This window comes from Singulisphaera sp. GP187, from assembly GCF_900129635.1.
GTDB lineage: Bacteria > Planctomycetota > Planctomycetia > Isosphaerales > Isosphaeraceae > Singulisphaera.
In genome coordinates this window covers 1,407,346-1,426,674 of sequence record NZ_FSRB01000001.1, presented here as the reverse complement: position 1 = coordinate 1,426,674, position 19,329 = coordinate 1,407,346, and the positions used below count along the sequence as shown (strand labels likewise).

The following is a 19,329-nucleotide window of genomic DNA, read 5'->3' as shown; positions in this document are numbered from 1 at the left end:
ACCCGTGACGCGCCCCGACGATCGATCAGACCAAGACTTTCCGAGCCGGGAGATGAACATGAAACGATACGGGTGGCTCCTGCTTTGCCTCCCCCTGGCGCTCGCTCTCGAGACGCCGGCACCAGGGGCGGAGGCCCCCAAGGCGCTTGGCAAGGGGCCGGCCTACGTCGACCTCGCCAAGCTGCCCGTCATGCACGAAGGGCGGAAGAAACCGCTCGATACCTTGGCCCGCGAAGAGGTCAAGCAAATTTTCGGCCGCGAAACGATCAAGATCCTCGGCGCCGATGACCAAGTCATCGCCACCTGGGGACCGGTCGCCGCCCTGTTCAACTGGTCGGTTCGCCCCGAGTTCTGGGACGATCAGCCGATCATCCTTGTCGAATACATCCCGCTCAAGCGGCTCTTGCTCGCCGACTCCATCGAGGCGCGATTGGCCGCGATTGTCAACCAGCCGAATACGAAGGATGGCGACCGGACTAAGGCGAAGGCGCTCGCCGCTCGCAAGGACCTCGACGCGGTCGACTTGCGGAACTTCGCCCGCCAGGCGACCCTCTCGAATGAGGACCGTAAGGCGGTCGAGACGCTCGCCGACGAGCTGGGCGAAGCCCACAAGTGGCTCACCCCGCGCCAACTCGAGTCGGCTCGGGTGAAGGTGGAGGGGCAGACCCTCGACTTCTTTACCTGGTTCCGCGACCTGGCCGATCGCAAGAGCAAGAGCGAGTCGAACATGAGTTACGACGGCCCCAAGCTCACCGACGTCGAGAAACGCGCCATTGAAGTCGGCACGCGGCTCGTCCATTACCAGGCGCTTCGCGACCGCACGATCAGCTCGGTCGAGCCGATGCTCGTCATGCCCCGCCCGAACAATCCGACCTATCTGGCCTACTGCGGCGCCGCCTTTGAAAAGGCGAGGGAACGGCAAGGGGTCGAAGGCCTTTCTCCGCTCGAGCTCGACTCCGCGAACGTCCTTTTGACTTACTACAAGGACATTCCTCGCGAAGACTGGAAGGATCCGGGCAAGGACCCCGAGTTCGACGCCAACTTCACAGCCTGGCTCAAAGAGAACTCGGTCTGGATCCCGCTCCGGGTCTTCCTCGAGACCAAGGCCGAGGATCTGACCAAGGCCGGCTTCCCCGCCAAGGAGACCGAAGCGTTCCTGGCCAGTTTCCGGGCGATGGAACAGGCCGAAGAATCGGCTCCGGGAGCCGCTCCGAAGTCAAACGGAGCCGCGCTGCTCGCCGCCGCTCGGGCCCTCGGCCAGCAGGTGAACGGGTCCAACTACCCGACCACCAAGGCGATGGACCTCGAGGCCCACTTCAACGAGACGAACCCGTTCTTCAGGGCTCCTTACGGCTACGGTTTGGCCTTGGCCCTCTTGGCGGTGAGCCTCGGATTCTCGTCGAACCGCGAACGCGAGCGGGCTCCGTTCTGGCAGCTCGGCTCGATCGTCTACTGGTCCGGAATCGTCTGCCTGCTGGCCGGGATCGCGCTTGAGGTCCTCGGCTTCTCGATGCGGGTGCGAATCTCGGGCTGGGCGCCGGTCACCAACATGTATGAGACCGTGATCTGGGTCTCGCTGGTGTCGGCCGTCTTGGCGGTCGTCTTCGAGGCGATCTTCCGGAAGACCTTCGCGGCGCTGGCCGGTTCGGGCGTGGCCCTCTTCGGAACGCTACTGGCGGCGAACGTGCCCCTGCTCGACCCGGGGATCCATAGCCTCCAGCCGGTCTTGCGGAGCAACTACTGGCTGACGATCCACGTCTTGACCGAGGTTTCGAGCTACGCGGCCTTCGCCCTGGCGATGGGTCTCGGGATGATCGCGACCTTCTACTACCTGACCGCCACCTATCGTCGCTCCCCCGCGATCATGGAGGTCGGCGCCCCCTTGATTCCGGGCCTGCCGTTGCTGCTGCTCGGATCGTTCGGGCTGGCGGCCTCCTACGGCGCCTTCGGCGTGAACCTGCCGTTGGACCGGGCCAACCTGCTGTTCAACGTCTGCTCGGCTCTTGCAGGCGTGGGCGGCTCGATGACGATCATCGGCGCGGGCGGCGTCTTCGGTGAATTGGTCGCCCGGGCCACGTTCCGGGATCAGCCCACGCTTGATGAGGCGGCAATCGCCGGTGAGAGCGTCGCTCCGGCGGCTCCCGCGGCGACCTCGGTGCAAACCGTGACCGTCGAGGAGCGTGGATCGGTGACCACCGCCACCAAGCCGACCGTCGCCGAGATTCGCGCCCGGGCCGCCTTGAGCCGGCCGAAGCTTGATGCACGCGGCCTGGCGATGCAAGCGACGGCCGCCAAGATCAAGCCGCTCTCGAACTTCATCTACCGGACCATGCAGGTGGGCGTCCTCCTGATTGCCGCCGGCACGATCCTGGGAGGCGTTTGGGCCGACTACTCATGGGGCCGGTTCTGGGGCTGGGACCCCAAGGAAGTCTGGGCCTTGATCACGCTTTTGGTCTACCTGATCCCGCTCCACGGTCGATTCGCCGGCTGGGTCAACACGTTCGGCCTGGTCATCGCGTCGGTCGTCTGCTTCCTCTCGGTCGTCATGGCCTGGTACGGCGTCAACTTCGTGCTCGGCGTCGGACTCCACAGCTATGGATTCGTCGAAGGGGGATCGCAAGGCGTGGTTCTCGCGTTCATCCTCGGCGTCCTGTCCATCACCGGCGCCGCGGCCTGGCGCCGCGGACTCGCCTCGCGGGTCGTGAACACGACTGCGTAATCGACCGAGCTTCGGATTTCCATCGAGAACCCGGTCCCCACCCAAAGGGGCCGGGTTTCTCGTTGCGCCTCGCCCGTTTCGCTCGCCCGTAAGGCGAGCGAAAATCACCAGGCGAGTGCGGGATCGTCACCAAATATGACAAGGCCGCTGAGTTGTTGACCGGATGGTGGGGGACGGGTAGAGTCGGCGCGGAATCGGCCGCGGTGGTGTCGTTCCGATCGCCTCCGGCCGCGTCTCGCTGATCGGTCGCGAGGGAACCGCCATGTCCCCTGAGCAGAGGAAAGCGGCCATCGCCGGGCTGACCACGGCGGGGCTCCTGGCCGTCGCGATCCTGGTGGGGTCGCGTAACCTCAAGCATATCGACGCGGCCCTGGTCGGATACACGTTCGCCAGCCTGTTCGCCGCCTTTGGAGTCGCCTACCGCTACTCGATGTGGCTTCAGCGGCCCCCGACCCGGATGTACTGGCGGCGTGGGTGGAAAGCGTTCTGCCGACCGGCCCACCTCTGGGATACGCTCACCGATTTCATCAAACGGTTCACAAGCGTATTCCTCCTGAATGCGTTTATCTGGAAACGAAGTAAGCCTCGCGGTCTCGCCCACATGCTGATCATGTGGGGCTGCATCGGGTCAGCCGCGATCACGTTTCCCTTGGTCTTCGGGTGGGTCCACTTCGAAACCGTGCCAGGTGACCTGTCGCGCTATCGGACTCACGTCTTTGGCTTCGGCCTGTTCGACTTCCCGCATGAATCCTTGTTCGGCCATCTCTTGTTCCACGGCCTGGTCTGGTGTTCATTGCTCGTGATCCCGGGGGTGCTGATGGCCTACCAGCGCCGGATCCGCGACCATGCGGCGGCCGCCCTTCAGAACTTCCGCGAGGACTTGCTGCCACTCTTCCTCCTCTTCGCGGTCAGCATCACCGGCCTCTTGCTCGCGGTCAGCTATACCTGGATGAAGGGGTACGCATACGAATTCCTGGCGATCCTCCACGCGGTCACGGTCATCTTCACCCTGTTGTGGCTGCCGTTCGGCAAATTCTTTCACATCTTCCAGCGACCCGCCCAACTCGGGGTCAAATTCTACCGCGACGCCGGCGAGGCGGGTGAACAGGCGGTGTGCGTCCGTTGTGCCTCGCCCTTCGCCACGAAGGTCCACATTGAGGACTTGATCGCGGTCGAGCGTGAACTCGGGTACAAGTACGAGACGGCGAATCAGACCGGAGCCGGAATCGGAACCGGGCACTATCAGCACGTCTGCCCAGCCTGCCGGCGCAAGATGTTCGCTCTGGCTCAGGGTCAACTCTGGAAACAGGTGTCCAACGGGGGATGATCGCGTGGCCGTCGAACCGCCGCTGACGCCGGAACTCCTTGCCAAATTCGGCCCGCTCAAGACCTACCCGACCGGGCAACAGGTCGATACGAGTGTCGACCCGGACGAACTGATCAAAACCCATTGTTGCTTCTGCGGACAACAATGTGGAATCCAGCTCAAGGTCAAGGACAACGCCGTCGTCGGGTTCGAGCCCTGGGAAGAATTTCCGTTCAACAAAGGAATGCTCTGCCCCAAGGGGGTCCGGCGCTACCTGCAAGGGTCGCACCACGACCGGCTGACGAGCGCGTATGTCCGCGATGCATCGTCGCCCGAGGGATTCCGGTCGGTCGGCTACGACGAGGCGATCCAGCGCGTGGCGTCGGAGATCGCGCGGATCCAAGACCAGTACGGCCCCGACGCCTTTGCCGTCCTGGGAGGGGCGAGCATGACGACCGAGAAGTGCTATCTCCTCGGCAAGTTCGCCCGAATGTGCCTCAAGACCAAACATATCGACTACAACGGCCGACTCTGCATGGTGAGCGCGGGGGTCGGTAACAAGAAGGCGTTCGGCATCGACCGGGCCGGCAACCCGATGTCGGACATCCCGCTCGCCGACGTCATCTGGATCGGCGGCGCGAATGTCGCCGAGTGCGCTCCGATCACCACCAGCTACATCTGGCAGGCCCGCGAAAACGGGGCGAAGATCATCAATGTCGACCCTCGGATCACACCCCTCGCCCGGACCTGCGACCTGATCTTGCCCGTCAAGCCAGGCCGCGACGCCGCGCTCTACGCCGGTATCCTCCACCTGATGATCGAGAATGACTGGCTCGATCATGAGTTCATTCGAAACCACACCGTCGGGTTCGAGGCAGTGGCCGAATCGGTGAAGGAGTGGACCCCGCGGCTGACGGCCACGGTGACCGGGATTGCCGAGAAGGCGATCCGCCAAGCGGCCGAGCTCTGGGGCACCGCGAAGACCAGCTACTTGATGCACGCCCGCGGCATGGAGCAGCACAGCCACGGCGTCATCAACGTCCTGGGGGCGATCAACATCGTGCTGGCCTCGGGACGGATCGGCCGGTCCGGCTGCGGGTACAGCACGATCACGGGCCAGGGGAACGGCCAAGGGGGGCGCGAGCACGGCCAGAAGTGCGACCAGCTCCCCGGCGGTCGTGACATCGAGAACCAGAGCCATCGCGAATTCGTCGCCAGCATCTGGGACATGGCCGAGCCGGAAATGCCTCGAGCGGGGGTCGACTGCTATGAGATCTTCCGCAAGGTTGACGCCGGTGAGATCAAGGGCCTCTTGTTCTGGTCGTTCAACCCGGTCGTATCGCTCCCCGATAGTACGTTCATCAAACGGATGCTCGAAAAGCTCGAGTTCGTCGTCGGCATCGACTTCTTCCTGAGCGAGACAGCCCGGTTCGCCGACGTCGTCCTGCCCGGCTCGCAGCATGAGGAGGACGAAGGGGTTGTCTGCTCGACCGAAGGACGGGTCATCAAGATCAACCAGGCCGTGACCCCGCCGGGGGACGCCAAACAGGACTGGCGAATCATCCAGGACGTCGCCAAGGCCCTGGGCCGCGAGCGCGGGTTCTCGTTCACCCAACCCCGTGAAATCTTCGACGAATTGCGCAAGGCGTCGACGGGCGGAGTCGTCGACTACTCCGGAATCACCTACGAGAAGATCGAGTCGCGGATGGGCGTCTTCTGGCCGTGCCCAGCGACCGACCGCGACGGCAAGCCGATCGATCACCCGGGCACCCCGCGGCTGTTCGAACCCGGGTCATGGAATCCGGTGGCCAAAGGGGCGGGACCGTTCTACTTTCCGGACGGCAAGGCCCACTTCAACGTCGCGAAATCCGAGCCACCGACCGAGGATGTGGACGCGGACTACCCCTTGATCTTGACCACGGGCCGGGTGGTCAGCCAGTTCCTGAGCGGGAACCAGACCCGGCGGATCGGCCCCTTGGTGGATCAATATCCCGAACCCCTTCTGGAGCTGCACCCGGTCCTCGCCCTCAAACACGGCATTAAGGATCAGGACTGGGTCACGGTCGAATCGCGACGCGAAAACATCACCATTCGATGCCAGGTCGTCACGACGATCCGGCCCGACGTTGTGTTCGTGCCCTACCACTGGGCCGGGGGCAAGAGCATCAACCTCGTCACGATCGCCGCGCAGGACCCGATGTCGAAGATCCCCGAGTACAAAGTCTGCGCCGTTCGCTTGCGGAAGGCCACGGAACCCGAGTATGTCAAGTCGCTCGAGTCCCAGCAGTAAATCAAAAAAAATATAATAAATCGGGGGAGGTGATACATTGTCAATCGAGATGGAATTCTTCGTGGATCCGAACCGTTGTATCGGCTGCCACGCCTGTGAGCACGCCTGTTCCGAGTGCGACACGCACAAGGGGCACTCGATGATCCACATCGAGTACGTCGACCGGAGCACGTCGGTGCAGACGGTGCCGATGGTCTGCATGCACTGCGACAGCCCCACCTGCGCCGACGTCTGCCCGGCGGACGCGATCAAGCGGAGCGAGGACGGGCGGGTCATGACCGCGCGGAAACCGCGCTGTATCGCGTGTTCGAATTGCGTCTTGGCCTGCCCGTTCGGGGTGCCCAAGATGATGACCGAGCTCGACCTGATGATGAAGTGCGACATGTGCTTCGACCGGACCAGCACCGGGCGCAAGCCGATGTGCGCGACCGTCTGTCCGAGCGGGGCGTTGTACTACGGCCCCCGCGAAGAAGTGGAGGAACAGCGGAAGCGGTCCCGGCCGATGAACGACTTTCGGTTCGGCGACCAGCGGGTCACGACCAAGGTTCAGATCATGGTGCCCAAGACCAGCCCGATCGACCACCTCGACATCACCGCGGCCATGGACAACCCACCGACGGGCAACGCCATCCTGCTCAACATCCTGACTGAGATCCCCCTGGAGACGGCCGGCCCATGAGCGTGCACGACCCCGACCAGCCCCGTAGCTACCCGGACGGTCGGCCGCTGGCCGACCAGCCACAGTGGCGGAAGGACTTCCCGACCGACGTCCCGGAGGACGACTACGTCGGTCGGCGTGAGTTCACCAAGTTCCTGGTCCTGACCAGTGGCGCCTTCGTCGCCGGCCAGTGCTGGATCGCCGGCGCGAGCCTGATCCGCAAGGACGGACCGTACCCCGAGAAGTCAATAGCCCGACTCGACGAGATCCCGATCGGCGGGGTGGTCGAGTTTCGCTACGCCGACGATGAGCCGTGCATCCTGGTCCGGCTCACCGCGGACCAAATCGTGGCCTATGGCCAGAAGTGCCCACACCTGGCCTGCGCGGTGATCCCGCGCCCGGAGCACGGCGACATCTTCTGTCCGTGCCACAACGGGCACTTCGAGATCGAGCGCGGCCGACCGATCGCCGGCCCGCCCCGCCGACCGCTCCCGCGGGTCACCCTGGAAGTCCGCGAGGGGACCGTGTACGCGACCGGGTGGGAGCTCCGCACCACATGAAACCGAAGCTCACCCGCGCCCAGAAGGGAACGATCCTGGAAGGGGTAAACCTGGTCGTCACCCTGATGGTGGTGCTCCAGCTCTGGCTCCTGACCGCGACCATGAACGCCTGGCTCGGCGGCGATACCGAGGTCGTCTGGCCGGCGGCGGCCGCCAGCTTCGGATGCCTGGCTGTGAACGTGTGGCTCATGAAGAAGTCGTTCGCCCCGCTCCGCGACCAGAGTTAACATGAGCACACGCAACCTGCCACCCAGCATCTTTGCCATCGTCATGGCCACCGGAATCGTGGCGATCGCCGCCAAAGGGGCCGGGATGCCGGCGGTCGCCTGGCCCCTGTTCGGGCTCAACGTGCTGCTCTATCCCCTGCTCTGGGGATTGCTCATCACCCGTTGTCGTTGGCACCACGACGCCGTTCGCGACGACTTGCGGAGCCACGCCAAGGCCCCCGGATTCTTCACAATCGTCGCCGCCACCTGCATCCTCGGCAACCAGTTCGTCACGCTCGGCGTATCGCCGTCCGCCGGGCTCTGGCTCTGGGTGGCGGGCGTCGGGTTCTGGGTCGGCCTGACCTATACCGTCCTCCCCTGGCTGATGGAGCAGGAGGAAAAGCCCCCCTTGGAAAAGGGGATCAGCGGCGCCTGGCTGGTCACCGTGGTCGGCACCCAGGCGGTGAGCGTGCTCGGGACCTTCGTGGTCGACGACCTGCCGGCGGGATGGGGACCGTTCATCCCTCTCTGTTTCTGGCTGGTCGGGGGAATGCTCTACGTCTGGCTGATTTCGCTCATCTTCTACCGCATCGTGTTCCTCCCGCTCGCCCCTGGCGACCTGACCCCGCCGTACTGGATCAACATGGGGGCGATGGCCATCTCGACCCTGGCGGGCGCCCGGGTCGCCGGACTGGCCGACCGCTCCCCACTCGTGGCCGAGTTGCTCCCGTTCATCAAGGGCGGAACGCTCCTCTTCTGGGCGACGGCGTCCTGGTGGATTCCCGTCCTGTTGACGCTCGGCGCCTGGCGGCACCTGCGGCGGAAATTCCCGCTCCAGTACGACCACGGCTACTGGTCGGCCGTGTTCCCGCTCGGGATGTATACCGTGGCGACGAAAACGATGGCGGATAGCTTGGGATTACCGTTCCTGGCTCCAATCCCAGCCGTGTTCGTCTGGGTCGCCCTGATCGCGTGGGCCGTCACCTTCGGTGGGCTCCTCGTCAATCAACTCGGCCGTTTCCGATTCGATGGCACGCCGAGGACCGGGCCGAAAACAAATTAATCAATCCACATTTCACGCTTTATCAATTCCCCAGATTCATCTGCACCTGGATTCTCATTCTATGGGTTTTGCTTCAAGAAACTGGCAAAGAACCTGGTAAAATCGAGCATACCCCAAAACGACCCGGTCCCTGAGGATCTCCTGGGGTTGGACTGCAGGGTGTGAGGCGAGTTGTCATGAACCTATCCACTGTTGTCAGGTCCGAGCGATTCGTCTTCGAGGATCTGCGTACCGTGTTCGCCAAGGCGAACGAGGAGAAGTCGGGCGATCGCCTGGCGGGGCTCGCGGCCGGGTCGGAACGGGAGCGGATCGCCGCGAAGCGTGTGCTCGCCGACGTGAGCCTCGCGGAGATCATCGACCACCCGCTGATCGATCCCGACCACGACGATGTCAGCCGCCTGATCGTCGATTCGCTCGACCGCCAAGCTTGCCCCGCGATTCACGGGATGACCGTCGGCGGTTTCCGCGACTGGCTCCTCGACGATGGCACGACGACCGCCGACCTGAATTCCGCCCGGGCGGCGATCACGCCCGAGATCGTCGCGGCGGTCACGAAGTTGATGGGCAACAAGGACCTGGTCCTGGCCGCCCATAAGATCCGTACCGTTACGCGCTGTCGGAACACGATGGGCGAGCGCGGGGTGCTCGGAATTCGGATCCAACCCAACCACCCGAGCGATGACCTCGTCGGAATCTTGCTCTCGGCCGTCGACGGCTTGATGTACGGCTGCGGCGACGCGATGATCGGGGTCAACCCCGCCTCCGGGTCGGTCGAGGCGACCGTCGCAATCCTCGCCGGACTCGCGCGACTGATCGACGCCTATGCGATCCCGACGCAGGCGTGCTGCCTGGCCCACATCACAACTCAGCTCCAGGCGCTCGATCGAGGCGCACCGGTGGACCTGCTCTTCCAGTCGATCGCCGGCACCGAGGCGGCCAACGCCAGCTTCGGAGTGAGCCTCTCCCTGCTTCGCGAAGGGCGAGAGCGAGTGCTCGAACATCACCGGGGCCGCGACGTCGCCTGGGCCGGCGACCAGGTCATGTACCTCGAGACCGGGCAAGGGAGCGCCCTCTCATCGGGCGCCCATCAGGGCGTCGACCAGCTCACCCTGGAGGCGAGAGCTTACGGCCTGGCCCGCACACTCGACCCGTTCCTGGTCAACAGCGTCGTCGGCTTCATCGGTCCCGAATACCTATTTGACGAGCGGCAGATCCTCCGCGCCGGTTTGGAAGATCACTTCATGGGCAAACTCCTCGGTCTGCCGATGGGCTGCGACGTCTGCTATACGAACCACACTGACGCCGACCAGAACTCGGCCGACAACCTGCTGCTCTTGCTCTCGGCCGCGGGTTGCAACTTCTTCATGGGCGTCCCCTGCGCAGACGACGTGATGCTAAACTATCAATCGACCAGCTATCATGACGCCCTCGGCGTCCGCCGGTTATTCGGCCTGCGACCCGCTCCCGAATTTCTCGACTGGCTGGAGCGGCTGGGCATCTTCCGAGGCGGCGAACTCTCCCTCTCCAATGCCGCGGAATTGCGCAAACTCATGCCAAAACTCGAATCAGTCCTCGAGGGAACCCACTGAGATGCAGTTGGCGCAAGGCGACGGCAAACGCGACGAGGACGGGGACGACGACGACGTGCGGACGCTGCACGCCATGGGATACGCCCAGGAGCTATCTCGGCGCATGAGCGCGTTCTCGAGCCTGGCGCTCTCGCTTTCGATCATCTGCATCCTTTCGGGGGGAGTGACCTCGTTTCATCTCGGTCTGAGTGCCGTGGGCGGGGCCTCGATCGGGCTGGGCTGGCCGCTGGCCTGCCTCTTCTCGCTGATCGTCGCCGCGACCATGGCGCAACTGGCCTCGGCGTTCCCGACAGCCGGCGGCCTCTATCACTGGGCTTCGCTGCTGGGCGGCCGAGGCTGGGGTTGGGCCACCGCCTGGTTCAACCTCGCCGGCCTCGTCACCGTGCTCGCGGCGATCAACGTCGGCACCTATCGCTTCGCCGTCGGGGCACTCGGCCCACGTCTCGGGTTGTCGGCCTGGTGGCTGGAGCCGGCGGCCCAGGCGCTGGGAGTCGCTTTGCTCACGGCCTCGCACGCCGCGATCAACCATATGGGGATCCGGGCGACGACCCGGCTGACCGACTTCAGCGGCTTTCTGATCGTGGGCGTCTCTGCCGCACTCGCGATCGCCTTGCTCGCGTTCGCCCCCAGCCTCGATCCGACCCGGCTGGTCACCTTCACCAACTACAGCGGGCCGGCGGGGGGCAACGTTTGGCCGGCGTCCGGCAGCCTGACCCTCCTGTTTGCCTTGGGCCTGCTGCTGCCGTCCTACACGGTCACCGGCTTCGATGCCCCGGCCCACGCCTCCGAGGAGACCCGATCGGCCGCGCACGCCGTGCCGCGCGGCATCGTCAGCTCGGTCGTGATCTCCGGGCTCGCCGGCTGGGGGCTGCTGAGCGCGGTCGTCCTGGCCGCGCCCGACCTGGGTGAAGCCGCCGCGCAGGGCGAAGGGGCGTTCCTCTCGATCGTCGATCGGGTGATTCCCGGCCCGATCGCGGTGCTCTTGACGGTCGGCATCGTCGTGGCCCAATACCTCTGCGGACTGGCCACCGTGACTTCCGCCTCGCGGATGGCGTTCGCATTCGCCAGAGACGGCGGCCTGCCCTGTTCCTCGGCGGTGCGCCGCGTCAGCCAGGCCCACCAAACCCCGGCCGTCGCGATCTGGACCGTCTCGATTGCCTCGGTCCTGTTCACCGTCTGGACCCCGATCTATTCCACGATCACCGCGGTCTGCGTCATTTTTCTCTACCTCTCGTATGTTGTTCCGACGGCACTCGGCCTCGTCGCGTACGGTCGGTCCTGGACGACGATGGGCCCCTGGAACATCGGCCCCTGGTATCGGCCGCTGGCGGCCTTGAGCGTGGTCGGATGCCTCGTGCTGATCGCGATCGGCATGCAGCCGCCCAACGATCGTTCCGTCTGGGTCGTCGGCTCGTCCGCCCTGGTCCTTGCCCTCGCCTGGTTCGGATCCGAGCGTAAGCGATTCCCAGGGCCACCTCGAATTGACGCGGCCGGCAGCCTGGCCGCGCGTGAGCATGATTGATTCCCCAGTCTCCGCCGTCGAGTCCGAAGGAGGACGTCATGGCCGATCCGCTGGCAGCCCGGGGCGAGGATAACCCAGCGCTCCGGTTCGACGCGATTCGCGCTCGGACCCCCGCGCGAGTCCTGGTCGGCCGCGCCGGGGCGAGCTACCCGACCTCGGCTCTGCTCGACCTCCGGCAGGACCACGCCGCCGCCCTCGACGCCGTCCGTGGCGAGCTGGACCTGGTCCGCGACCTCGGCCCGGAGCTCATCGAGCGGTTCGGCCTCTTCGAGGTGGGCACGCAAGCGCTCTCGAAGCGGGAATTCCTGATGCGTCCCGACCTCGGGAGGCAGCTCGACGCCGGCACCCTTGCCACGCTGGACGCCCAGTGCCCGCGTGGGGCCACCCTCCAAGTCGCGATCGGTGACGGCCTCTCCGCAGCCGCCGTCGCCGCCCAGGTCCCTGCCCTGCTCCCGTTGCTGGAGGCCGGAGCCAAGGCACGGGGCTGGTCGTTCGGCCGACCGTTCGTCGTGCGCTACTGCCGGGTCGGAGTGCTCAACGACATCGGCGAGAGGCTCGACCCGGCGCTCGTTCTGCTCCTGGTCGGTGAGCGGCCTGGCCTGTCGACGTCGAAGAGTCTTTCCGCCTACATGGCCTATCGACCTCGCGCCGGGCATACCGACGCGCACCGCAACCTCATCTCCAACATCCACGCCCGCGGCCTCCCCCCTGACGAGGCCGCACGGCAAATCTTCGAACTCGCGACCACGATGCTCCGGCAAAAGCGGAGTGGCGTCTCGCTCGGCGCGACTTCGGCGAGTGGGGAGCTTGGGCCTCCGACCCATTCCTGAGCGGGGGGAAAGGGAACCCGCTCACACCACCCAGCCACTCTGGTATTCACCGACCAATTGGTCCACCGCGCGGGCCAGGGCCGATTCCGGATTGCCGTCGCTGGCCACGATCCGAGCCGCCAATCGTGCCGCATCGCGCCCGTGGGGCATCGCCACGCCCATCCCGGCCCATGACAGGAGCGAAACGTCGTTATGGCCGTCGCCGAACGCCAGGACCGCGGATCGAGGGATCTCAAGATGACGGGCCAAGGCCGCGACCCCGTCGTCTTTGTTCGCGTTGAGCGCCGTGAACTCGAGATACCAGTCCTCGGTGATCGTCACCGACAACTGACCCGCATAACGTGATTCCATTTCTGTCGACGTTGATGTAATCCGCGCGGGGTCGGCGGCCCAGATGATCTTCTCCGCCGGACGCGAGGTGAGTGGCAGCAGGTCTGCGATCGTGACCTGGTCGTCGCCCGCGTGTTTGCTGTAATTCTCAACCCAGAAGGTTGCCACTTCGGCAAAAACCGTTTCCCGAAGCCAGAGCATCACGGTAAAGCCACGACGGTGCCCTTCCGCCACCAACGACGCCTGGTCGGTCGGCATCAAGGTGGCGTGGTGGATCAGTTCCCCGGTTCGGAGGTGCTCCACCCGGGCTCCTTGGCACGAGACCACGAAATCATCCAGGCCCAACTCGTCACAAAACGACAGCATATTCGCATGGCGACGGCCCGAAGCCAGGACGACGCGGCAGCCAAGGGCCTGCAACTGTTCGATCGCTCGGCGATTTTCCCAACTGATTTTCTTGTCGGGTCCGACGAGCGTGTCGTCGATGTCGATCGCGGCAAGCGAGTAAGGAAATTTTGAATTCCGCATGAATGAACAATCTTTCGTTGTTTGAATTTTTGAATTTCGACCGTTTCAACGACCCCGATCGACGGCAAGCCGGGCACAGGCCGCGATCATCACGCCAAACGCCACCACGACGGTGAGCGCATGTGACAACCCAACAACCCTGCTGAGGGCTCCGATGATCGGCGGGCCAATCAAAAAACCGAAGGAGCCGACGGTCGCGACCGAGGCGATCGCCCCGCCGGCGCGGTCTTCCCGCCCCGCTGAGCGGAACAGGATCGGGACCATGTTGGCGAGACCCAACCCGACGAAGACGAACCCGGTGAGGGCGGCCGTGTAGGACCGGAGCGCCAGTGCGGCCCCCAACCCCGCCGCCACAAAGAGAGCGCTGACGCGTAACAGGGCGGACGATCCGAGCCGCGCGACCAGCCCATCTCCGGCGAATCGCCCGACCGTCATCGCCATCGCATAGACCGAGTATCCGAATGCCGCCGAAGGCGCGGCCACCCCGACCTCACCCGCCAGGTAGATCGCCCCCCAATCGCCCATCGCCCCCTCGCAAAAGAGTGCGAAGAAAGCCAGGATCGCGAGCGACATCAGCCGTCCGCGTGGCCAAAGGGTCGCGTCTTTCTCATCGGGCGAAGTGACCTGATCGTCATTGCGAAGCTGCCCCGACGCGATCGTACTCAGCCCCAGCAGCGCGAGCCCCGCGACCAGCATCGCGAGCGGTGGCGGGACGCGAAACTCCAGCGCGACGGCCGCCAAAGCCGATCCGCAAAGCAGGCCCAGACTCCAGAATCCATGGCAGGCCGAGACCAGCGGACGCTCCCCAGCGCGCTCAGCCACCACGGCCTGGGCGTTCGCGGAGACGTCCAACGCCCCCTTGGAGCCGCCAAAAAGCATCGCGGCCAGCGTGAAGAGGAGAAAACCACCGGGGGCGATGGACGCCAGCGCCAGCAAGGGGAGCAAGCTGCTAAAACAGAGCGCCGAAACGAGCACCACGCCTCGGCTACCGCGACGGGTAAGAATCCGGCCTGCCACCGGCATCGTGAACAGGCTGCCGGTGACCATCGCAAATAAGGGGATGCTCAGTCCGCCATCACTCAATCCCAGGTTCGCCTTGAACGTGGGCAAGAAGGCCGCCCACGCCCCAAACCCAACCCCATCCACCGCGAACATCGTGAAGATCGCCAGCCGCGACCACCGGAGGGTAACCAGGCGTGGTGCCGAGCCGATTGGGATCAGCGACGTTGAATCCATGGAAAAACACCGGGCCTCATGCTTGATACTGCACGCAAATGCCGACTCAGCCCTTATTATTGACGCGATATCCGCGGAATCAAGGCTAACCATGCAACTACCCGCAATCTTCATGCGGATTGAAGCGGGTTTGTGCGGGATCTGTTAAACTGTGGAAAAGTCGGGAGGGTTTATGCTCATGCTCACTGCCGAGCGACAACGGGCTTTGCTCGAGGTGCTCCAGCGCGAAGGTAAGGTCCTGGCTTCGGGACTGAGCCGGCGGTTCGGCGTCTCGGAGGACACGATTCGCCGCGACCTGCGCGAGTTGGATAAGGCGGGTTTGCTGCAGCGGGTCCATGGAGGCGCGTTGCCCCGGTCGTCGATCTCGGTGGAATATTCCTCGCGACAGAAGGAATCGACCGAGGCCAAGCGGCGGATCGGCGCCGCCGCCGTCCGGCTCTTGCACCCGGGCGAGCTCATTGCGCTGGATGCCGGCACGACGTCGCTGGCGGTGATCGAAAACCTGCCCGCCGATTTCGCCGTCACGGTGGTCACCCATAGTCTCCCGGCCGCCACGGCGTTGGCCGAGCACCCAGTGGCCGAGGGCATCGTCATCGGCGGCCGTCTCTTCAAGTCAGCGCGTGCCAGTAACGGCGTCGCAACGGTCGACGCCTATCGGTTGATCCGTCCGGATGTCTGCATCCTCGGCGCGGCCGCCGTCCATCCCGAAGCCGGGATCACGACGTTCGACGCCGAAGAAGCCGAGGTCAAGCGCGCGATGGTCGCTTATGCGTCGCGGGTCATCGTGCTCGCGACCGGCGAAAAACTCGGCACGGTCTCGTCACACCTGATCGCCCCGGCAGGCCGCGTGACCCATCTGGTGACCGACCGCGATGCTTCGCCGGAAGTGCTCCAGCAACTCCGCGAGTTGGGAATCGAAATCGTCCTGGCCTGATCAATCTTCGCTCGCCTTAAAAGCGACAATACCCCAAAGACGGCTTACTTCTCGGTGCCCAGGAGCTCGACTGCGCGTCGTTTCAGGTCTTCTTGCGGGTAGTTCACCAGCGTCGCAATCCGCTTCGCCCCCAGCTTACTCTTCGCAAGCCGGCCTTCCGCCACGGCGTCGAGGAGGGCAGAAACCCGGCCTTCATCGCGAAGCAAGGCATCAAGGGCGAAATTCTGAACGTGAGGCGAATAGTGGTTCATGCCCGACAGCAGGGCAGGCCCGGCGCACGGAGTCGGAACGTCGGCCAGGCCACTGACACCCCCCTGTTGCAGTTCGGGATGAACGCCCTTGACCAGGTAGCGGAAGAGCTGAGCACCGCTCCGGTCCCAGGGCTCAACACCGAGCATCCGCAATGCATCATAACGTGTGCCTGTCTTGATTTTATCGTCATCGGCCATCACCGACGCGAGCTTGATCGCCTCGCGCCACCGCGGCATGAGATCAGGACGACCGGCGAGGACTTGCTCGAACCGCACGGCCGGCCAAACGTCCTCGAGGCTGACTCCGTTAATCAGGCCGCCGCCGATGACAACCGCGCGCCAATCGTCGAGACGAGCCGACGGAGCCGGCAGCGACGCGTCGAGAAGCTGTGCGAGTTCCTTGACATCGTTGCGCCGGCCTCCCGCGATCGCGACTCGCCAAATCCAGGGAATCCGGCGATACTCCTCGTCCGTGCCCGGGGTCAGGTCCTCCACCATCGCGACGATCAGTTCCGCCGACGTCTCGGGATGTTGGGCGACGAGTGCCTCACGCTCGGCTTGGGGGAGCGAGTCATCGAGAATCTTCCGAGCGATCGCTCGGGATGAGTCGGTCGGGCAAATGCCCTGGCCCTGCGCTTTGGCCTCGGCACTGGACTCCGCGGCCGCTTCAAGGCCGACCGTCAAGCCGACCACCAGCAAACTTCCCAATAGAATCAAAGGCCGCGGCATCGTGAAATTCCTTCCTCAATCCTCATGAAAAACGTGGGCGCGAGGCCATTCTAACTTGGAGGGTGGGCACGGCCCACCAGGTTTTACCCGCGAGGTGGAAAGTGCTCCCACTCGGGCCAACCTGTTCGTGGGTCATTTGGCTTGCTCGTAGCCATAAGCAGGTCTCGCAGACCGGCGAATGGGGCCGCAGGCCGTCCCGAAAGGACCGGATCGAAGCGGAATCCGAAAGCACCCGACCTGCGAAGCGAGAAACGCCTAAAGCAAACACGACCTGGTGGAACACCCGAGTGCAGCAAAGGCGGTCTAGGGGGCGCAGCGAACGTCGGCTATGAGTTCGCCAGTCGCTGGTAGGAGGCCGGCCGCGCGATAGCCCACGATCAACGCGTCATAGAGCGAGATATCGGAGCGGCTCCTTGCAAAAAGCTGTGCGCCGGCGACGGCGGCGAAGATGGCGCGGGCCCGCTGTTCGCTCTCTTCGGGACCGGTCACCGCCGCAGCGGATAGGACCCTGCTGAGCCATGCCACATTGATGTCGGCGAAGGTCTGGACCTCATTCTTCACCAGCTCCGGCAAGTCGTCGTATTCTGCGGCCATGAAGCTGCAGAGGCACAGGCGATTCTCATTCTCGAGCGCTGTGCGAAACGTCTCGGGATAGAGGCTCAGGCAGCGGATCGGATCCGAGGCTTCGGCCGACATGGCCTCAAGAGCCGCCGCGGAGTCCTCCCAATAACGCCTGGCTACCGCCGCGCCGAGATCGGCCTTGCTCGGGAAGTGGTGGTAGATACTCGCGGCCTTGATGCCCACGACCTCCGCGACGTCGCGGAAATTCAAGCCACTGTAGCCACGAGCCTGCGCGACCCGTTTTGCCGCGGCCAGGATCTTTTCCCGAGAGTCTGAAGTCATTTCACCGCCTCCTGCCCACTCGACCCCAAAACGATAGGCGCGCCTTGACAAGGAAGAATCGTCCCCTAGAGTGAATCTACCAACCACTTGGTAGGGAAGTCAACGTTGATGGTCAATCCACCAACTACTTGGTAGGGAGGGAGGCTGATGAACACCGACATCATCCGTACCGACGCAACTAAGCTGGCTGAACTGATCCGCGCTCGTGAAGTCTCGCCGGTCGAGGTCATGCGGGCGCACCTCGACCGCATCGAGGCCGTCAACCCCGAGCTCAACGCGATCGTCACGGTCGCGGACGGCGTACTTGAGGCCGCGAGGGCGGCGGATGCGGCGATCCTGGCTGGTGACGAGCTCGGCCCCCTGCACGGGGTGCCCTTCACGGCGAAGGATTCGATCGACACCGCGGGGGTGCTGACCCAGCGCGGCTCGCCGATATTCCGAGGCCGCATCCCTAAGGCGGACGCCACCAGCGTCGCGCGACTGAAGGCCGCCGGCGCGATCCTGATCGCGAAGACGAACCTCCCCGAATTCTCCTACTCGACCGAGACCGACAACCTGCTCACCGGAAGAGCTAACAACCCCTGGAATCTCGATCGCACGCCCGGCGGGTCGAGCGGCGGAGAGTCTGCCGCGATCGCGGCGGGCATGTCGCCGCTGGGACTTGGTACCGATCTCGCTATCTCCGTGCGAGGCCCGGCAGCGAATACCGGCATCATTGGTCTCAAACCCACGCATGGGCGCATCCCGATGACCGGAATTTGGCCGCGGGTGCCACGTCGCAACTGGCATGTGGGCCCGATGGCGCGTAGCGTTCGCGATATCGCTTTGGCCTATTCGCTCCTCGTTGGGCCGGATGGCACCGATGGCTTCTCCACGACGACTCTCGGCTTCGACGTTGGGGTGGGAGCCTCGCCGGATCGACCGCTTCGGGTGGGCTGGCTGGTCGAGCCCGGCTTCGGGCCGATCGACCCCGAGGTTGGTGCCACCGTGCAGGCGGCGGCCGAGGCGCTCATGGTTGCCGGCTGCGTCGTCGAGCCCGTGCGTATCCCGGTGCTCGAGCGCGATTTCGCCCTCGACGCGTTCAATCGCCTCCACGTGATGGAGCTCAAGCCCGCTTTCGCCATAGCGACAGCCGGCCGCAGCGACGATGAGCTCTACAAGATGGCCAAGGCCATGCTCGCGACGCCCGATACGTCCATGAAGGATTACATCGACGCCGAACAGGCAGCGGAGCGACTGAGGGACGGCTTTGCCGACTACTTCCAACGCTACGACGCGCTGCTCTGCCCGGTGCTCCCGATCCCAGCCCACACCCATGGCGCCACAGAGTTCACCATCAACGGCCAGACCGTGGACGCCTCCTACATCCAGGGCGCGACCGTGCCGTTGAACGTGACCGGACTTCCAGGCTTGTCGATCAGGTTCGGCACGAGCCTTGACGGACTTCCGATCGGGGTGCAGTTGGTCTCCAGCTGGTTTGCCGAGTCGACGATTCTGCACCTCGCTTCGCTGCTGGAGACGGCAAGCCCTGTTCGCGACCTTCACCCGGACATCTAGCCGGGAAGGAGCGAAGTCATGGAGAGCGCTGCACCCAGGAGTGAAACATCTCCTGGGTGCACAGTCCCCGGTTGGGAGGGGCCCGGGCCGGCTTTATGGCCTCGGGCAAGCCGAATGA

16 protein-coding genes are annotated in these 19,329 nt (G+C 64.6%); 12 read left to right on the top strand and 4 right to left on the bottom strand.

Annotated features, from left to right (window positions below; genetic code table 11):
* The first annotated feature begins 58 nt into the window (after positions 1-58).
* From BUS42_RS05555 to eutC, 10 genes are all read left to right on the top strand, one after another.
* On the top strand, positions 59-2,719 hold the full coding sequence (locus BUS42_RS05555) for a cytochrome c biogenesis protein (RefSeq protein ID WP_074310731.1): 2,661 nt from the start codon (positions 59-61) through the stop codon (positions 2,717-2,719).
* Between the two features lie 262 nt (positions 2,720-2,981).
* Positions 2,982-4,046, top strand: coding sequence for a hypothetical protein (locus BUS42_RS05550; RefSeq protein WP_074305968.1), 1,065 nt, complete (start codon positions 2,982-2,984; stop codon positions 4,044-4,046).
* A 4-nt stretch (positions 4,047-4,050) separates the two neighbouring features.
* Positions 4,051-6,315 carry a molybdopterin oxidoreductase family protein gene (locus BUS42_RS05545; protein ID WP_074305966.1) on the top strand — a complete coding sequence of 755 codons (2,265 nt, stop codon included), beginning with the start codon at positions 4,051-4,053 and terminating at the stop codon, positions 6,313-6,315.
* 49 nt (positions 6,316-6,364) lie between these two features.
* Positions 6,365-6,994: a 4Fe-4S dicluster domain-containing protein gene (locus BUS42_RS05540; RefSeq protein ID WP_083670516.1), complete on the top strand. Its 630-nt coding sequence runs from the start codon at positions 6,365-6,367 to the stop codon at positions 6,992-6,994.
* Positions 6,991-7,533, top strand: coding sequence for a QcrA and Rieske domain-containing protein (locus BUS42_RS05535; protein ID WP_083670065.1), 543 nt, complete (start codon positions 6,991-6,993; stop codon positions 7,531-7,533). The genes BUS42_RS05540 and BUS42_RS05535 overlap by 4 nt, the downstream gene beginning before the upstream one ends.
* On the top strand, positions 7,530-7,760 hold the full coding sequence (locus BUS42_RS05530; protein ID WP_074305962.1) for a DUF6755 family protein: 231 nt from the start codon (positions 7,530-7,532) through the stop codon (positions 7,758-7,760). Before BUS42_RS05535 ends, BUS42_RS05530 begins: the two co-directional genes overlap by 4 nt.
* A 1-nt stretch (position 7,761) precedes the next feature.
* The gene (locus BUS42_RS05525) at positions 7,762-8,802 is read left to right on the top strand and encodes a tellurite resistance/C4-dicarboxylate transporter family protein (protein WP_074305960.1); all 1,041 of its coding nucleotides are present in this window, start codon (positions 7,762-7,764) and stop codon (positions 8,800-8,802) included.
* 176 nt (positions 8,803-8,978) lie between these two features.
* Positions 8,979-10,391: an ethanolamine ammonia-lyase subunit EutB gene (locus BUS42_RS05520; RefSeq protein ID WP_074305958.1), complete on the top strand. Its 1,413-nt coding sequence runs from the start codon at positions 8,979-8,981 to the stop codon at positions 10,389-10,391.
* Complete coding sequence (locus BUS42_RS05515) at positions 10,330-11,913, top strand: amino acid permease (RefSeq protein WP_315850714.1); 1,584 nt, start codon at positions 10,330-10,332, stop codon at positions 11,911-11,913. The genes BUS42_RS05520 and BUS42_RS05515 overlap by 62 nt, the downstream gene beginning before the upstream one ends.
* A 38-nt stretch (positions 11,914-11,951) precedes the next feature.
* The gene (eutC, locus tag BUS42_RS05510; protein WP_074305955.1) at positions 11,952-12,743 is read left to right on the top strand and encodes an ethanolamine ammonia-lyase subunit EutC; all 792 of its coding nucleotides are present in this window, start codon (positions 11,952-11,954) and stop codon (positions 12,741-12,743) included.
* 21 nt (positions 12,744-12,764) lie between these two features.
* Here the strand turns inward: eutC and BUS42_RS05505 are convergent, their stop codons facing one another.
* A complete protein-coding gene (locus tag BUS42_RS05505) occupies positions 12,765-13,601 on the bottom strand; it encodes a Cof-type HAD-IIB family hydrolase (RefSeq protein ID WP_074305953.1) in 837 nt (278 codons plus the stop codon).
* Between the two features lie 45 nt (positions 13,602-13,646).
* The gene (locus tag BUS42_RS05500; protein ID WP_074305951.1) at positions 13,647-14,837 is read right to left on the bottom strand and encodes an MFS transporter; all 1,191 of its coding nucleotides are present in this window, start codon (positions 14,835-14,837) and stop codon (positions 13,647-13,649) included.
* Between the two features lie 172 nt (positions 14,838-15,009).
* On the opposite strand from BUS42_RS05500, the gene BUS42_RS05495 reads away from it, so the two are divergent.
* Positions 15,010-15,771 (top strand): DeoR/GlpR family DNA-binding transcription regulator, encoded by a 762-nt coding sequence (locus BUS42_RS05495; protein ID WP_254053324.1) that lies wholly within the window; start codon positions 15,010-15,012, stop codon positions 15,769-15,771.
* 44 nt (positions 15,772-15,815) lie between these two features.
* On the opposite strand, the gene BUS42_RS05490 is transcribed toward BUS42_RS05495, so the two are convergent.
* Both BUS42_RS05490 and BUS42_RS05485 read right to left on the bottom strand, forming a co-directional pair.
* Entirely contained in the window at positions 15,816-16,751 is a 936-nt protein-coding gene (locus tag BUS42_RS05490; RefSeq protein ID WP_074305949.1) for a hypothetical protein, read from the bottom strand.
* A gap of 303 nt (positions 16,752-17,054) precedes the next feature.
* Positions 17,055-17,654, bottom strand: coding sequence for a TetR/AcrR family transcriptional regulator (locus tag BUS42_RS05485; protein ID WP_074305946.1), 600 nt, complete (start codon positions 17,652-17,654; stop codon positions 17,055-17,057).
* Between the two features lie 147 nt (positions 17,655-17,801).
* Here BUS42_RS05485 and BUS42_RS05480 point away from each other — a divergent pair, with 147 nt between their 5' ends.
* Positions 17,802-19,211 carry an amidase gene (locus BUS42_RS05480; RefSeq protein ID WP_074305945.1) on the top strand — a complete coding sequence of 470 codons (1,410 nt, stop codon included), beginning with the start codon at positions 17,802-17,804 and terminating at the stop codon, positions 19,209-19,211.
* Positions 19,212-19,329: the final 118 nt, after the last annotated feature.

What these genes read in the sequence shown, in the direction of transcription:
- BUS42_RS05550 (WP_074305968.1), top strand. Translation starts at nt 2,982, where the DNA reads ATGTCCCCTGAGCAGAGGAAAGCGGCCATCGCCGGGCTGACCACGGCG.
- BUS42_RS05500 (WP_074305951.1), bottom strand. Translation starts at nt 14,837, where the DNA reads ATGGATTCAACGTCGCTGATCCCAATCGGCTCGGCACCACGCCTGGTT.
- BUS42_RS05530 (WP_074305962.1), top strand. Translation starts at nt 7,530, where the DNA reads ATGAAACCGAAGCTCACCCGCGCCCAGAAGGGAACGATCCTGGAAGGG.
- BUS42_RS05540 (WP_083670516.1), top strand. Translation starts at nt 6,365, where the DNA reads ATGGAATTCTTCGTGGATCCGAACCGTTGTATCGGCTGCCACGCCTGT.
- BUS42_RS05495 (WP_254053324.1), top strand. Translation starts at nt 15,010, where the DNA reads ATGCTCATGCTCACTGCCGAGCGACAACGGGCTTTGCTCGAGGTGCTC.
- BUS42_RS05480 (WP_074305945.1), top strand. Translation starts at nt 17,802, where the DNA reads ATGAACACCGACATCATCCGTACCGACGCAACTAAGCTGGCTGAACTG.
- BUS42_RS05520 (WP_074305958.1), top strand. Translation starts at nt 8,979, where the DNA reads ATGAACCTATCCACTGTTGTCAGGTCCGAGCGATTCGTCTTCGAGGAT.
- BUS42_RS05515 (WP_315850714.1), top strand. Translation starts at nt 10,330, where the DNA reads ATGCCGCGGAATTGCGCAAACTCATGCCAAAACTCGAATCAGTCCTCG.
- BUS42_RS05505 (WP_074305953.1), bottom strand. Translation starts at nt 13,601, where the DNA reads ATGCGGAATTCAAAATTTCCTTACTCGCTTGCCGCGATCGACATCGAC.
- BUS42_RS05490 (WP_074305949.1), bottom strand. Translation starts at nt 16,751, where the DNA reads ATGCCGCGGCCTTTGATTCTATTGGGAAGTTTGCTGGTGGTCGGCTTG.
- BUS42_RS05525 (WP_074305960.1), top strand. Translation starts at nt 7,762, where the DNA reads ATGAGCACACGCAACCTGCCACCCAGCATCTTTGCCATCGTCATGGCC.
- BUS42_RS05555 (WP_074310731.1), top strand. Translation starts at nt 59, where the DNA reads ATGAAACGATACGGGTGGCTCCTGCTTTGCCTCCCCCTGGCGCTCGCT.
- eutC (WP_074305955.1), top strand. Translation starts at nt 11,952, where the DNA reads ATGGCCGATCCGCTGGCAGCCCGGGGCGAGGATAACCCAGCGCTCCGG.
- BUS42_RS05485 (WP_074305946.1), bottom strand. Translation starts at nt 17,654, where the DNA reads ATGACTTCAGACTCTCGGGAAAAGATCCTGGCCGCGGCAAAACGGGTC.
- BUS42_RS05535 (WP_083670065.1), top strand. Translation starts at nt 6,991, where the DNA reads ATGAGCGTGCACGACCCCGACCAGCCCCGTAGCTACCCGGACGGTCGG.